The 14,435-nt window shown below is 77.3% G+C and carries 8 protein-coding genes; 5 read left to right on the forward strand and 3 right to left on the reverse strand.

Annotated elements, in window-relative coordinates; all coding sequences use genetic code 11:
* Positions 1–68: 68 nt before the first annotated feature.
* A complete protein-coding gene (locus tag AB0I60_RS23145; protein WP_360732834.1) occupies positions 69–2,708 on the reverse strand; it encodes a LuxR family transcriptional regulator in 2,640 nt (879 codons plus the stop codon).
* A 4-nt stretch (positions 2,709–2,712) separates the two neighbouring features.
* Positions 2,713–5,421, reverse strand: a complete 2,709-nt coding sequence (locus AB0I60_RS23150; protein ID WP_360732835.1) for an AAA family ATPase — start codon at positions 5,419–5,421, stop codon at positions 2,713–2,715.
* A gap of 198 nt (positions 5,422–5,619) precedes the next feature.
* On the opposite strand from AB0I60_RS23150, the gene AB0I60_RS23155 reads away from it, so the two are divergent.
* The 5 genes from AB0I60_RS23155 to AB0I60_RS23175 all read left to right on the forward strand — a co-directional run bounded on the left by AB0I60_RS23155 (position 5,620) and on the right by AB0I60_RS23175 (position 12,567).
* Complete coding sequence (locus AB0I60_RS23155) at positions 5,620–8,427, forward strand: BTAD domain-containing putative transcriptional regulator (RefSeq protein WP_360732836.1); 2,808 nt, start codon at positions 5,620–5,622, stop codon at positions 8,425–8,427.
* Positions 8,428–8,558: 131 nt separating this feature from the next.
* Positions 8,559–9,557: an adenylate cyclase gene (locus AB0I60_RS23160; RefSeq protein ID WP_360732838.1), complete on the forward strand. Its 999-nt coding sequence runs from the start codon at positions 8,559–8,561 to the stop codon at positions 9,555–9,557.
* Position 9,558: 1 nt separating this feature from the next.
* Entirely contained in the window at positions 9,559–10,545 is a 987-nt protein-coding gene (locus tag AB0I60_RS23165) for a hypothetical protein (protein WP_360732840.1), read from the forward strand.
* Entirely contained in the window at positions 10,542–11,783 is a 1,242-nt protein-coding gene (locus AB0I60_RS23170) for an adenylosuccinate synthetase (protein WP_360732841.1), read from the forward strand. Before AB0I60_RS23165 ends, AB0I60_RS23170 begins: the two co-directional genes overlap by 4 nt.
* 139 nt (positions 11,784–11,922) lie before the next feature.
* A complete protein-coding gene (locus AB0I60_RS23175; protein ID WP_360732843.1) occupies positions 11,923–12,567 on the forward strand; it encodes an NUDIX hydrolase in 645 nt (214 codons plus the stop codon).
* A 134-nt stretch (positions 12,568–12,701) separates the two neighbouring features.
* Here AB0I60_RS23175 and AB0I60_RS23180 read toward each other — a convergent pair whose 3' ends face one another.
* Complete coding sequence (locus AB0I60_RS23180) at positions 12,702–14,207, reverse strand: amidase (RefSeq protein ID WP_360732845.1); 1,506 nt, start codon at positions 14,205–14,207, stop codon at positions 12,702–12,704.
* Between the last annotated feature and the right edge of the window lie 228 nt (positions 14,208–14,435).

Consider the following 14,435-nt stretch of genomic DNA (forward strand, 5'->3'; position numbering starts at 1 on the left):
CCTCCGTAGTGCCGGGCACGACCGGGCGGTGCGCGTCGAGCGCGCGGTGCCGGGTCGCGCACCGGGTGTCAGGCACCGAGCGGTTCCGGCCGCCCGCCCAGGCCGGACGTCGCCAGCCCGTGCCGGGTGCGGCAGCCCGCCTTGGTGAACAACCTGGTCAGGTGCTTCTCCACGGTCTTCTCGCTGACCCGCTCGGCGAGCGCGATCTGCCGGTTGGTCCGGCCCAGCCGCACCAGCCCGATGATCCGCAGCTCGACCCCGGTCAGGTCCGCGCGCCCGCCCCGGGCGGCCGGGGCGGCGACCCCGCGCTCCCCCATCGCCCGCCGGGCGCGCGCCGTGAGCCTGGCCGCGCCGATCGTGCGCGCGATCCCGAGCGCCTCGTGCAGCCACGGCTGCGGATCGGCGGCCGTGCGGCCGACCTCCTGGCAGGCCAGGGCCAAGTCGAACGCGGTGCCCCGGCGACGGGCCAGGCGTACGGCGGCCGGCGCGCCGTCGCCGTCGACCGCGCTGCGGACGTGCAGCAGGGTCTCCCGGGCGTCGGGGGTGCCGTCCCGGTCGCACCAGCGCTCGGCCTCGGCCCGCGCCCGCCGGGCGTGCAGCGCGTCGCCGGCCTCGACCGCGATCGCGGCCACCCGGCGCAGCAGCCGGCCCAGGCCGGACGCGTCCTGCCGGACCCGGTCGGCCCCGTCGCGGGACCGGGCGCGGGCGGCGGCGCGCACGCCCGCCCGCAGCGCACCCGGCACGTCGCCCGCGTGGTGGAGCAGGCCGACCTCCACCCAGCCGCGCGTCGCGGGCGCGGCGCAGTCCTGCGGGACCGACGCCAGCCACGCAGCGGCCCGGCGGTCCTCGCCGCGCCAGCCGCACATCTCCGCGGCGAGCAGGCGCGACCGCGTGCGGGTGCCCGGGTCGGCGCGCGGGTCGACTTCCAGCTCCCGCGCGGCGCTGAGGGCGTCCGTCCACGCGCCGGCGGCGTAGCCCGCCCGCAGCCGGTGGTAGGCGGCGAGCGGCCCCTCGGTCGGGGTGCCGTAGCGGGACCCGAGCACGGACTCGAACACGGCCACCAGGTCGCGGTCGGCGAGGGCCCGTTCGACGGCGGGGGCTGGTGCCCGGCCGCGCCGGGTGCGCCCCTCGATCGTCGGCAACGCGGCCGGGTGGCGCAGCGGCGCGAACGCCGCCTCCACCTCGGCGAGCCGGACCACCGCGCCGGCCGACCACCGGTCGCAGAACCCCACTGCGGCGGGCACTGCGGCCGGGTCCGGCCCGGTGACGGCGGCGCGGACCGTCGCGGGCAGCGGCTGCCCGAGGTGCACCGCCGCCAGCGCGGCGGCAGCCGCCAACTCCTCCCGCGCGACCAGGTCCGTCCCGGCCGGCTCCTCGACGAACGCGGCGAGCCGGGCGTGATCGCCGGTCCGGACGTAGAGGCGCACCAGGTCGGCGGCCACCGGCTGCGCCGCTCCTGCGGGGTGTGACTCCCGGGCGTGCCACCACGTGGCGTGGCGGAGGGCGGCGTGGCGGGCGGTGTCGGCGGGCGGCACGGACAGCTCCGCCTCGCGCAGGTGGTCGACCAGGTCCGGCCGGGCGGGCAGGGTGCGGCCCGCCGCCGCGACGTGGCCGGCGAGGGCTGCGGGCCGGACGCCCCGAACACCCCCGTCCAGCACCGTCGTGGCGATGGCCCGGTGCAGCCGCGCCGCCGCCGTCCCGGGACCGGTGGCCGGGGAGGACCCGGCCACGGCGGCGGCCACGGCGGGGCAGCGGGTGCCCAGCCGGCCCGTCCGGTCGGCGTCGAGCACGCCCGCCAGCACCAGCCGGTCCACCGCGTGACCGCACTCCGGCTCCGGACGCCCGGTCGCGGCGGCGAACGCGGGGACGTCGTCCACGCCGAAGCCGGCGTCGGACGCCGCCAGCAGCACCAGGTCGCGGCCGACGTCCCCGCACGCCGCCACCTCCTCCAGCAGCGGGTGCCCGGCGGGCAGCGCGATCGGCTCGCCGGGGTCGCGCAGGCACAGGTGCCCGTGCACGGCGACCAGCCGGCCACGCCGGCGCAGGTCGGCCACGGTGGACACGACGGTGGCGGGGTTGCCCCACAGCGGCCCGAGGTCGTACTCCAGGGCCCGCCGCAGCGCTTGGTCGACCGGTGCGCGCGCCGCCTGCCGGAGCACGCGGTCCACCGCCTGGTCCGGCAGCGGGCCGAGGTCGACCACCCGGTCGGCCGCCTCGCACAGCGCCGCGTCGGCCCCGGTGGTGCACGAGGCGAGCACGAGCTGCCCGGCCCGCCGCACCGCCGCCACCACGGGCGTGGGCGCGGGCAGCCGGTCGGCGTCGTCCACGACCAGCGCGACCCGGCCGCCGCCGATCCGCGCGAACACCGTTCCGAGCGCGTTCAGCAACCGGAACCTGCCCCACGCCGTGGCGTAGGCGTCCTCGGCGCACAGCCGGTCGAGCACCTCCACCGCGTCGACGAGCCTTTCGCCGACGTCCTCGAACCGCTCGCGCAGCGCGCCCAGCACGGTGTGCACGCCGTAGCGGTCCCATTCCGGGTTCTGCGCCGTACCGGGCGCTTCGAGCACCACCACGCCCCGGTCGGCCAGGTCGCGGCCCGCCCGCGCCAGCACGGCGGACCGCCCGCTGCCCCTCGGCCCGCGCACGACCACCAGTCCCCGGCCGTCCCCGTGCGCCCGGAGCGCGGCCAGTTCGCCCTGCCTGCCCACGGGATCACTCCCCTGCCGCCCCATTCCGGCGTCCCCTCCCCACGTCACCCGCACCGCCGTCGCGGACCTGCCCGCCGGTCAGCACCGCGGTCGACAGCTCGATGCGGGACCGGTAGCCCGAGTGCGCGAACAACCTGCTGAGCCGTCCTTCCACGCTCTTCTCACTGGTGCGCAGCGCGAGCGCGAGCTGCTTGTTGGACAGCCCGTCGGCGGCCAGCGCGGCCAGCACGCGTTCGTTCTCGGCCACGGTCTCCCAGCGGCCGGGGACCGCGATCCCGTTGTCCCGCATCAGGTTCCGCAGCCACGACCGGTGCAGCAGCGCGTCCAGACCGCCGAGCACGTGGTACACCTCGGTCAGCGACGCGGGGTCGCCGACGCCGTGCCGGACGAGCCGTTCGGACACCGCGGCCAGCTCCCCGGGCTGGTCGCGGTCGCGCACCAGGTGCAGGCAGCGCCCGGCCGCCTCGCGGTCGCCCTCCACCACGGCCCGCAGCAGGTCGGCGTGCAGCAGGACGCGGGAGGTGGGCAGGGTTTCGGCGAGCGACTCGACCTCGGCGAGGCAGCGCCGCGCGCCGTCCCGGTCGCCGGCGCGCAGCGCCACGTCGGCCAGTTCGGACCAGCACAGCTCGGCACCGACGAGCACCTGCCGCTCGTCCACCGCCCGCAGGGCGCGGTCCAGCGCGACGGTCGCGCGGTCGTCGTGCCCCAGGGCCAGGTCGAGCTGCGCCTCCGCCAAGTCGAGGAGGTGCGCAGGCCGCAGGCCCGCGTCCCGCGCAGCGGTCAACAGCGCCCGTGCGCCGGCCGGTTGGGCGCGGGCGACCAGCAGGGCGACGACGGCCTGGCACATCGCGGCCGACGCCGGGTCGCAGTCCCGCCGCGCGACACCGCGCCAGGCCAGCTCGACGGCGTGGTCGACGTCGCCGCGCAGCGCGGCGACCAGCGCCCGGCCGCTCGTCCGCAGCCGCGCGACCTCGACGCCCTCGACGGCCGGCAGGTGTTCAGCGCGCCGCAGGTCGCCGGTGACCAGCAGGGCGGACACGTGCGCGTCCACCTGCTCCAGCAGCCGGCGCGGCACATCCCGGCCCGGCCACCGGTCGCGCTCGGCGAGGCTGCGCTCGAACCGGTCGGGGCGGCCGGTCCACAGCGCCGCCGTGGCGAGCAGCAGGTCCCCGGACCGCGCGGACGCCGGGTCGTCGGCGTGCCGCCAGGTCCCGTCGGACTCCAGCAGGTCGCGTGCCTCGGCCCACCTGTCGGCCGCGCTGAGCGCGTACGCCCTGGTGACCGCGTTCTGCGCGGCGTGGTCGGTCCACGAGCGGCGGTGCTCGGCAATGTCCCGCAGCGCATCGACGTCGCCCAGGCTCCGGACCGCGTCCACGGCGATCACCTGGAGTTCGTGGGACGCGTCGGGCGCGAGTTCGTCGGCGAAGTCGTCCAGGAGCGTCCGTGCGCCGCGCAGCACCGCCGCGTGGTCCCCCTGCGTCCGGTGCGCGGCGACCTGCGCGCGCAGGGCCGCCACGCGCTGGGCCCGGTCGTCGGCGAGGTCGACGGCCGCGTCCAGCCAGCGCGGCACGTGCGGGTGGGGCTGCCCGCCGGCCTGCGCGACCCGGCTCAGCAGCGCGTCGAACGCGCGTGCCGGGTCGACCAGCCGGCCCGCGTCGGCCACCAGGTCGGCCAGGTGGTCCGGGTCGGCGCACCGCGCACCGCCGGTCCACACCGCGTCCACCGCGCACGCCGCGAGCCGCCGCCGTTCGAAGGGGCCCATGCCGGCGACGAGCGCGGCGGCGACCAGCGGGACGGGGAACCGCCAGGTCTCGCCGCGCCGGCCCCGGTGCAGGACCCCGGCCCGCAGCAGGACGCCGAGCAGCCGGGCGGCCTCGTTGGCGGTGACGCACAGCGCCTCGGCGACCAGCCCCGGCACGGCCGCGCCCAGCGGCGCGAGCACGCTCACCGCGCGCGCCACCGCGTGCGCCTGCGGCCCGAGGGCGGTGATCGCCCGGACGAACTCGTTGTCCCGCGCGGGCGCGCACCGGCCGACGCCCGGCGCGAGGTGCGCGCGGCCGGCCACCACCGACAGGGACCGGCCGCGCCGCAGCGCCGCGACCGCGTCGCGCACGGCGGCCGGGACGCCCCGGGTCAGCACCAGGACGTGGTCCACCAGCCCGGCGTCCGGGACGGCACCGGTCTCCGCCGCGAGCAGCCCGGCGACCTGCGCGCCGGTCATCGGCCGCAACCGCACCGGGTGCAGCAGCCCGGCGGCGCGCAGCCCGCGCCACCACGCGGCGTCCTCGCCCGGCATCGGGGTGCGGACCGCGCACACGCAGCCGGCGGACGTGCCGGCCAGCCGACGGGCCAGCGCTTCCAGCACCGCGCGCGAGTCGCGGTCGAGCCACTGGGCGTCGTCGACCAGCACCACGGCCGGGCCGGTGCCGCGCAGCAGGTCCGAGCCGGCCGACGCCGCCGCCCGGCGGGCGACCTCCGGGTAGCGGTGCGCGCCGACGACCGGGCCGACCACCGCCCGGACCGCGTCGGTGCCGGAGCCGCCGGACGGCACGGGGTCGCCGTCGCGGGTGAAGCGGATCGTCGTCACGCGCGTGCCGCGCCGCGCCAGGTCGTCGGCCAGCGCGGCGAGGAAGGCGGTCCGGCCGATCCCGGTCGGACCGGTGACCGACACGAGCGGTGTCCCCGATCCCAGGGCGGTTCGCACAGCGTCCACACCGGGCATCATGCGGTCGCGGTGGTGCCGTTTTCCCGGGTCGGCGGCGGATCGGGGACGGCCGGGCACGCGGGGTTCCCGAAAGTCCCGGGCTCGCGCGGCACGCCGGACCGGTGCGGACCAACGGGATGGTCGTGGTGCGCTCGCACAACGAGGATCGCGGCGGACGCGCGCGGGCGGGGTCGGTAGCGTGGTGTGGTGGTGGAGATCCGTCTGCTGGGCGCGGTCGAGGTGGTCGCCGACGGCCGGCCGGTCCAGGTGGGACCGCCCCGGCAGCGCCACGTCCTGGCGGCGCTGCTGGCCGAGGTGGGCCGACCGGTCCGGCCGGAGGTGCTGGTCGACCGGGTGTGGGGGTCGGGGGACCCGAGGTCCGCCGCCGGCGCACTGCACACCTACATCTCCCAGTTGCGCCGCGTCCTGGCCCCGTTCGGCGTGACGATCACCCGCGAGCCCGGCGGCTACCTGTGCCGGGTCGACCCGGACGCGGTGGACATCCACCGGTTCGCCGGGCTCGTGGCGTCGGCCCGCGCCGCCGGGGACCCCGCCGAGGGCGCGCGGCTGTGCGAGCGGGCGCTGGCACTGTGGCGGGGCGAGCCGGTGTTCGGGCTCGACACCGCGTGGGCCGACCGGTGGCGCTCGCACCTGGAGGACGAGCGCGCGGCGGCCGAGTCGGAGCGCGCCGACCTGCTGCTGCGGTCGGGCCGGCCCGGCGAGGTGCTGCCCGCGCTGGCCGCGCTGGTCGCGGACCGCCCGCTGGACGAGCGGTCGGCCGCCCAGTACGTCACCGCGCTCTACCGGTCGGGTCGCCAGGCCGACGCGCTGGCGCACTACCACGCCGTGCGGGCGCGGCTGGCCGATGAGCTGGGCGCCGAGCCCTCCCCGAACCTGCGGGCCGCCTACCAGAGCATCCTCAGCGCGGAAGGCGGCGCGGAGGCCCCCTCGAGCGGGCGCGCGCCCCGGCCGCGCCCGGTGCCCCGGCAACTGCCGCCGGCACCCGCGCACTTCGTCGGCCGCGCCGAGGAGCTGGCCCGGCTCACCGAACGGGTGCGGGAGGCCGTCGAGCACGGCGGCACCGTGCTGATCTCGGCCCTGGCCGGTGCCGGCGGCATCGGCAAGACGTGGCTCGCGCTGCACTGGGGGCACGCGGCGGCGGACCGGTTCCCGGACGGCCAGCTGTTCGTCGACCTGCGCGGGTTCAGCCCCGAGGGCGAGCCGCTCCCGCCCGGTGTGGCGCTGCGGGGCTTCCTCGACGCGCTGGGCGCCGACCCGACCCGCGTCCCGGCCGACCCGCAGGCCCAGGCCGCGCTCTACCGCAGCCTGGTCGCCGACAAGCGGATGCTGGTCGTGCTGGACAACGCCGCCACCACCGAGCAGCTCGTGCCGCTGCTGCCCGGCACCCCGGCGTGCACCGTGCTGGTCACCAGCCGCCGCCGGCTCACCGGCCTGATCAGCCGGCACGGCGCCCACCACCTCAACCTCCGGCCGCTGTCCGACGACGAGGCCCGCGCGCTGCTCACCGAGCGCGCCGGCCGCGCCCGCGCCCTGGCCGAACCGGACGCGGTCGCCGACCTGCTGGCGTACTGCCGGGGCTTCCCGCTGGCGCTGAGCCTGGTCGGCGCGCGCGCCGGCACCGATCCACGCCTGCCGCTGTCCCGGATCGCCGCCGAACTGCGGGAGTCCGGCCTCGACGCGCTGGACGACGACGAGCCCACCGGCAGCCTGCCCACCGTCCTGTCGTGGTCGCAGCGGGCCCTGACCGCCGGGCAGCGCGAGGCGTTCGCCCTGCTGGGCACCGCACCCGGACCGGACATCGGCCTGTCCGCCGCCGCGAGCCTGCTCGGGCACCCGCCCGCCGAGACCCGCCGACTGCTGCGCACGCTGGCCGAGGCGTCGCTGCTCGACCACGCCCCGCACGACCGGTACGCGATGCACGACCTGATCCGCGCCCACGCCGAGACCACCGCGCACCGCGACCTCGCCGAGGACGTGCGGGTGGCGGCGCTGCGCCGGGTGGTCGACTTCTACACCCACACGGCGGACGCGGCCGACCGGCTCGTCTACCCGCACAGCGGGCCGGGCCGCCCGGACCCGGCGGCCCCGGGCACGCACCCGCTGCGGCCGGCCGACATCTCGGCGGCGATGGCCTGGTTCGACGCGGAGCACGCCCAGCTCATCGCCGCCCAGCAGGCCGCCGTCGCACACGGGTGGCACGACGCGGTCTGGCACCTGTTCCGGGCCACGGTGATGTACCGGGTGCGGCGGGGCCGCCCGCGCGAGCTGCTCGCCTCGGGCCGGGCCGCGCTGGGGGCCGCCGAGCACCTGCCCGACCCGGCCGTGCACATCCACATCCACCGGTTCATGGGCAGCTCCTCGGCCGGTCTGGGCCTGCGGGATCCGGCGCTGGAGCACATGGGCCGGGCGCTGGAGCTGGCCCGGGACCACGACGACGCCACCCAGCGCGCGCACGTCCACTACGCGTTCGCCGGGGTGTCGGAGCAGTTGGGCGACAACGAGGCGGCGCTCGCGCACGCGACCGCCGCCCTGGAGCTGTTCCGCACCCTCGACCACCCGGCGTGGCACGCCGACGCGCTCAACTCGGTGGGCTGGTACAACGCGCAGCTCGGCCGCTACACCGCCGCGCGGGAGCACTGCCTGGAGGCGCTGGCCCTGCACCGCCGCCACCGGGTGCCCGACGGCGAGGCGGCGACCCTGGACAGCCTGGCCTACGTCGAGCACCGGACCGGGGACCACCACGCGGCGGTGGCCCACTACTCGGAAGCCCTGGCCCTGCACCGCGCGCTGGGCAACACCCACGACACGGCCGACATCCTCGACCGGCTCGCGCACCCGCGCGCCGCCCTCGGCCGGCCCGACCTCGCGCGCGCCGCCTGGTCGGAGGCGCTGCGGCTGTACCGGGACGGGGGCCGGCACGACGACGCCGCCCGCGTGCAGCAGGAGCTGAACCGCCTGGAAGCGGCCGGGGGCGCGACCCCGCCGACGCCGTGACGCGCGGTCCGGCACGAGCACTCCCCCGAGGGCGGCTCCCGCCGTTCAGGTGATAGGCCCCTCCCCCGTTCGTGAGCGTCGCCGATCACAGCCCGTTGCCCGATCAGGTTTGAGTCAGTTAGACTCAAACCATGTTCACGAGGGAAGAGGCGCTCGGCCTGGTCGAAGGGGCCGACCCGGTCGACCTGTTCGGGCCCGCCGACCCGGACCGCCGCGAGCAGGCCCACCGGCTGTACCGGGGCCTGGTCGCCGCGCTGCACCCCGACCGGGTGGCGGCCGACGACGTCCGGGCGCACGCCGCCTCCGCCGACCTGACCCGCCTCTACCACGAGTGGCAGCACACCGGCCCGGTCGTCCTGCGCACCGCGCGCGGCAGCTACCGGGTGGCCGCCCGGCACGCCGTCGGCAGCGTCGCCAACGTCTACCTCACCGACGGACCGCACGTGGTCAAGGTCGTCCGCAACCCGGCGCTCACCCCGCTGCTGCGCGCCGAGTGGGACGCGCTGCGCCTGCTCGGCCGCTTCACCGACGAGCACACCTGGCTGCGCCCCTACTACCCGCGCCTGGTGGACACCGGGGACGTGGGCCGGGGCGAACGGGCGTTCACCGTGCTCGAACCGCTGGTGGACGGGTTCGTGACGCTCGCCGACGTGCGGCGGGCGTTCCCGGGCGGGCTGGACGGGCGCGACTACGCGTGGATGCACCGCAGGCTGCTGCGGGCGGTCGCGGGCGCGCACCGGGCCGGCCTGGTGCACGGGGCGATCGTGGCCGACAACGTGCTGGTGCACCCCGAGCAGCACGGCATCGTGCTCGCCGGGTGGTCGTTCGCGGTGGCCGCCGGGCAGCCGCCGCTGGCCACCGCGAAATCCGTCGACTACCCGCCGGAGGTCGCGGCAGGCCGACCGCTCACCCCCGCCACCGACGTCCACATGGCACACGCGCTGATGCTGGACCTGCTGGCGGAAGACGAGATCCGGCAACGGCGGTTCGCGGCCGGGTGCGTGCAGGACGTCCCGGAGCGCCGCCCGGACGCGGCCGACCTGCTCGACGAGTACGACGAACTGCTGGACGAGCTCTACGGCGCGCGGGTGTTCCGCCCGTTCGCGCTGCCCGACACGAAGGGAGCCTGACATGGGACACGGCAGGTGGGACGACAACGCCTACGCGGCGGCCAAGACCTTCCGCGCGGCCAAGGGGATCGACGACTTCGGCTACACCGCGAAGCTGCGGGCGCAGCCGCGCGACAAGTGGGCGGCCGACCCGTCGATGGACCCGCTGGGCGTCACCGCGCGGGAGTGCCGCGACTCGGCCGACCACGCCGACTCGACGCCGATCGCGGTGCTGTTCGACGTCACCGGGTCGATGGGCCAGGTGCCCAAGATCATGCAGCGCAAGCTGGGCAAGCTGCACGGCCTGTTGCAGCGCAAGGGCTACCTCGCCGACCCGCAGCTGATGTTCGGCGGCATCGGCGACGCCGACAGCGACCGGGTGCCGTTGCAGGTCGGCCAGTTCGAGTCGGACAACCGGATGGACGAGCAGCTGCGCACCATCTTCCTGGAGGGCAACGGCGGCGGGCAGAAGAGCGAGTCCTACGAGCTGGCCGCCTACTTCGTGGCCCGGCACGTGGTCACCGACGCGTGGCAGAAGCGGGGCCGCAAGGGCTACCTGTTCCTGATCGGCGACGAGCTGAACAAGCCCCGGCTGGAGGCCCGGCACATCCGCCGCGTGATCGGCGACGACGTGCGCCAGGACATCGACCCGGCGTCGGTCTACCGGGAGCTGAGCCGCAAGTGGCACGTCTACTTCGTGCTGCCCGACCAGTCGTCGTACTTCCGCGACCCGGAGATCGCCGACCACTGGCGCGGCCTGCTGGGCCAGAACTTCCTCAAGCTGGACGACCCGGGCGCGGTGTGCGAGCTGATCGCCGCCACGATCGGGATGGAGGAGCGGGTGGTCGACCTGGACCAGGCGCTGGTGGACCTGGCCGAGGTCGGGTCGACCGCCGAGCGGGACGCGGTCGGCAAGGCGCTGGTGCAGGTCGGCGCGCGGACCGCGCCGGCGACGACCTCGGCGCTGCCGCCCGGCCTCGACGGGCCCGACGACGTGACCCTGTCATGAGCGGGGACGCGGGGCACGTCGTCGTGGTCGGGCTGGGGTTCGGCGACGAGGGCAAGGGCGCGGTCGTGGACGCGCTGTGCCGCGACGGGTCGGTGTCGGCGGTGGTGCGGTTCAACGGCGGCGCGCAGGCCGCGCACAACGTCGTCGCCGACGGCCGGCACCACACGTTCAGCCAGTTCGGGTCGGGCACGCTCGCGGGGGTGCCCACCCTGCTGTCGCGGCACGTGCTGGTGGAGCCGATCGCGCTGGCGACCGAGTCCCGCGAGCTGGCCGCACTGGGCGTGCCCGACCCGCTCGCCCTCGTCGCGGTCGACGCCCGCGCCCTGCTCACCACCCCGTTCCACGTCGCGGCCAACCGGGCGCGGGAAGACGCCCGGGGCCGGGACCGGCACGGGTCGTGCGGCAAGGGCATCGGCGAGACGGTCTGGTACTCGCTGCTCGCGGGCGCCCGGCCCGGTGACGTGGTGGAGCACCAGGAGGTGCCGGGCACGCCCGGTGCCGCGCCGAGGGTCGGCGACTGCGCGTCGCCCGGGGTGCTGCGGCGCAAGCTGGACGCGCTCGCCCGGTTCTACGCCCCGCTGGTGGGCGACGGGTTCCGGGTGGACGAGCTGGTGGAGCTGTACCGGGCGTTCGCGGACGCGGTGCGCGTGGTCGACGGCGACGAGGTGGGCCGGCTGGCCGACCGGGGCCGGCTGGTCTTCGAAGGGGCGCAGGGGGTGCTGCTGGACGAGCACCACGGGTTCCACCCGCACACCACGTGGTCCACGGTGACCCCGCGCAACGCGCGCGACCTGCTCGGCGGACGCCCGGCACGGGTGCTGGGCGTGACCCGCACGTACCAGACCCGGCACGGCGCGGGCCCGCTGCCGACCGAGCAGCCGGCCGTGGCGGCGCGGTTCCCGGAGCGGCACAACGCGACCGGCGCGTACCAGGGGGCGTGGCGGGCCGGGCACCTGGACGCGGTGCTGCTGCGGTACGCGATCGGGCTGTGCGGGGTGGACGCGCTGGCCGTCACGCACCTGGACGCGCGCGACCTGTCGGTGGCCCCGGCGTACCGGGTCGGCCGCACCCTGGTGCGGCGGCTGACGTCGGCGGCGGTGCCGCACGGCGCGGTACCGGTGCTGGAGCCGCTCGCCGACCCGGTGGCGTGGCTGACCCGGGACACCGGTCTCCCGGTCGAGGTCGAGGGCCACGGCCCGGACCGGGCGGACTACCGGGTGCGCGTCCGGGTCGCGTGAGCACCGCCCGCGAGCCACGCGTGGTGCCGGCCCGGGGGTGCGAGCCGGCTGAGGGGTGCGCGGGCCGGCGTTGCGGGCGGTGGTGTTCGCGGTCGGTGGTCCTCGGGTCGGTGGGTGGGCGTGCGGGAGAATCCCGCGCATGGCGAGGATCGAGTCGACGTTGGTGTCGGTGGACGTGCTCACGCTGCGGTTCGACGCGCGGGCGCGGGCCGTGCTGCTGGCCGTCGCGCCGCGCGCGGCCCACCCGTTCGCCGGGGCGTTGGCGCTGCCGGGTGTGCTGCTGGGTCGCGGTGAGCGGCTGCGGGACGCGGCGCTGCGGGCGGTGACCGGCAAGCTCGGGCTCGACGGGTCGGCGGTGAGCGCGACCGGGCAGCTGGCGACGTTCGACGAGCCGTCGCGCGACCCGCGCGGGCCGACGCTGTCGGTGGCGCTGTGGGCCACCGTCGACCCGGCGGTGGCGGGCACCGGTCCGGACTGGACGTCGCTGGACTCGGTGCCGGCACTGGCGTTCGACCACGACCGGATCGTGGCGGACTGCCGGCCGATGCTCGCCGACCGGCTGTGGCGGGACGTGCCGTTCACGGCGGGCCTGCTGGGGCGCGAGTTCACCACGGCGCACGCGCTGGACGTGACCGAGTCGCTGACCGGGGACCGCCCCTACCCCGCCAACCTGGGCCGCACCATGGACCGCGTGCCCGGCCTGGAGCGCACCGAGCAGCACGCCTCCGCCGCGCCCCGGGGCGGCCGGCCCCCGCTGGTGTGGCGCTGGACGTCGACCGGCTGAGACCGGGCGGGTCGGGCGTGCCGGTCACCGCGCCCGGGTCGGCGCGCACCCCGCGCGGGTCCGGGCGCGCGCACCCCGCGCGGGTCCGGGCGCGCGCACCCCGCGCGGGTGTGGGTGCGCGCGCCCGGCGCGGGTCAGGGCAGGGTGGGCAGGTAGCCCGGTGCCCGACGGGCGTGCGTGAGCTGTTCGAACGCCGCCGCGAAGCGCAGGACCTTCGCGTCGGCGCGGTGGCCCGCCATGAACGACACGCCGATCGGCAGCGGCCCGGCGAAGCCCGCCGGCACGGAGACGTTCGGGTAGCCGGCGGCGGCGGCCGGGGTCGAGGTGCCCAGCACGTACGCGTCACCGGCGGCGTAGTCGGTCCGCCACGCCGGAGAGTTGGTCGGCGCCATGATCACGTCGAGGCGCTGCGCGGCCAGCACCTCGTCGATCGACCGCCGGGCCAGCGTGGTCGCGGTGCGGCGCTGCTCCTGGTAGCCGGGGTCGGTGACGGGCGGCGCGTCGCGGGCCGCGAGGAACAGCTCCTGGCCGAACCGGCTCAGCTCGACCGGGTCCCGCTCGTTGAACGCGATGAGGTCCGCGAGGGTCCGGTGCCGGCCCGGCCGGGTGGCCAGGTACCGCTCCAGGTCGTGCTTGAACTCGACGGTCAGCGCCGGGAACTCGACGGCGTCGATCTGGTCCTGGTAGGGCAGCTCGACGTCCACGACGGTCGCGCCGGCCCGCCGCAGCGCGTCCACCGACCGCTGCACCACCCGATCCGCCTCGGGGCTCGCCCCGGTTTTGCGCCACACGCCGATCCGCGTGCCGCGCACCGCGTTCCCGGACGCCGACCCGGCCGCCGCGTAGTCGCCGCCGCCCAGCGCGGACAGCAGGATCGCGGCGTCCACGACGTGCCGCGCCATCGGCCCGGCGGTGTCCTGCCGGGTAGACAGCGGCACCACTCCCCGGCCGCTGACCACGCCGAGGGTGGGCTTGAGGCCGACCACGCCGTTCTGCCCGGCCGGACAGACGATCGAGCCGTCTGTCTCGGTGCCGACCGCGACCTGGGCCAGCGACGCCGCGACCGCCGCCCCGGAACCGGACGACGAGCCGCACGGGTTGCGGTCCAGGACGTGCGGGTTGTTCGTCTGGCCGCCCACGGCCGACCAGCCGGACGTGGAGTGCGTGGACCGGAAGTTCGCCCACTCCGACAGGTTCGCCTTGCCCAGGACCACCGCGCCGGCGGCGCGCAGCCGGCCGACCAGCTCGGCGTCCTCGCGCGGCGGCACGTCCAGCGCGCGGGAACCGGCGGTGCTCGCCAGGCCCTTGGTGTCGATGTTGTCCTTGAGCAGGACCGGTATGCCGTCCAGCGGGCCACGCGCGTGGCCCCTCGCCCGCCGCCGGTCGCTGGCGGCGGCCTGCTCCAGCGCGGTGGGGTCGAGGGCGAGCACGGACCGGACCCGGCCGTCCACGTCGTGGATGCGGCGCAGGTAGGCCCTGGTCAGGTCGACGGCGGTGAGCGTGCCCGCGTCCATCCGGCGGGCGAGCTGCGGGATCGTCGCCCGGTCCAGGTCCAGGGCGTGCGCGGCCCGGGAAGGCGCGGCCTGGGCGGGAGGCGCGACGAGGAGCACGGCGACGGCCGCCGCGAGCAGTGATCGCATGGGCACCAGTCCAGACCCGTCACCGGCAGCGGTAAACCCGCCATTGGTCGGTGGGTGCGGTACGGCACCCGGTCGACGTGGACAACGGCCCGTCGCACGGCGGCGCGCGGCGGCGCGGGCGGCTGGCGACGCGGGGGGGTGTCCCTATGTGGTTGTCAAGCCGCAGCCGGGGCAGGAGTTGTCCCGGGGTGTCGGTAGTGGGTTTTGTTGCGGAGCATGGCGAACAGG

The sequence above is a fragment of the Actinosynnema sp. NPDC050436 genome, assembly GCF_040655415.1.
Taxonomy (GTDB): domain Bacteria; phylum Actinomycetota; class Actinomycetes; order Mycobacteriales; family Pseudonocardiaceae; genus Actinosynnema.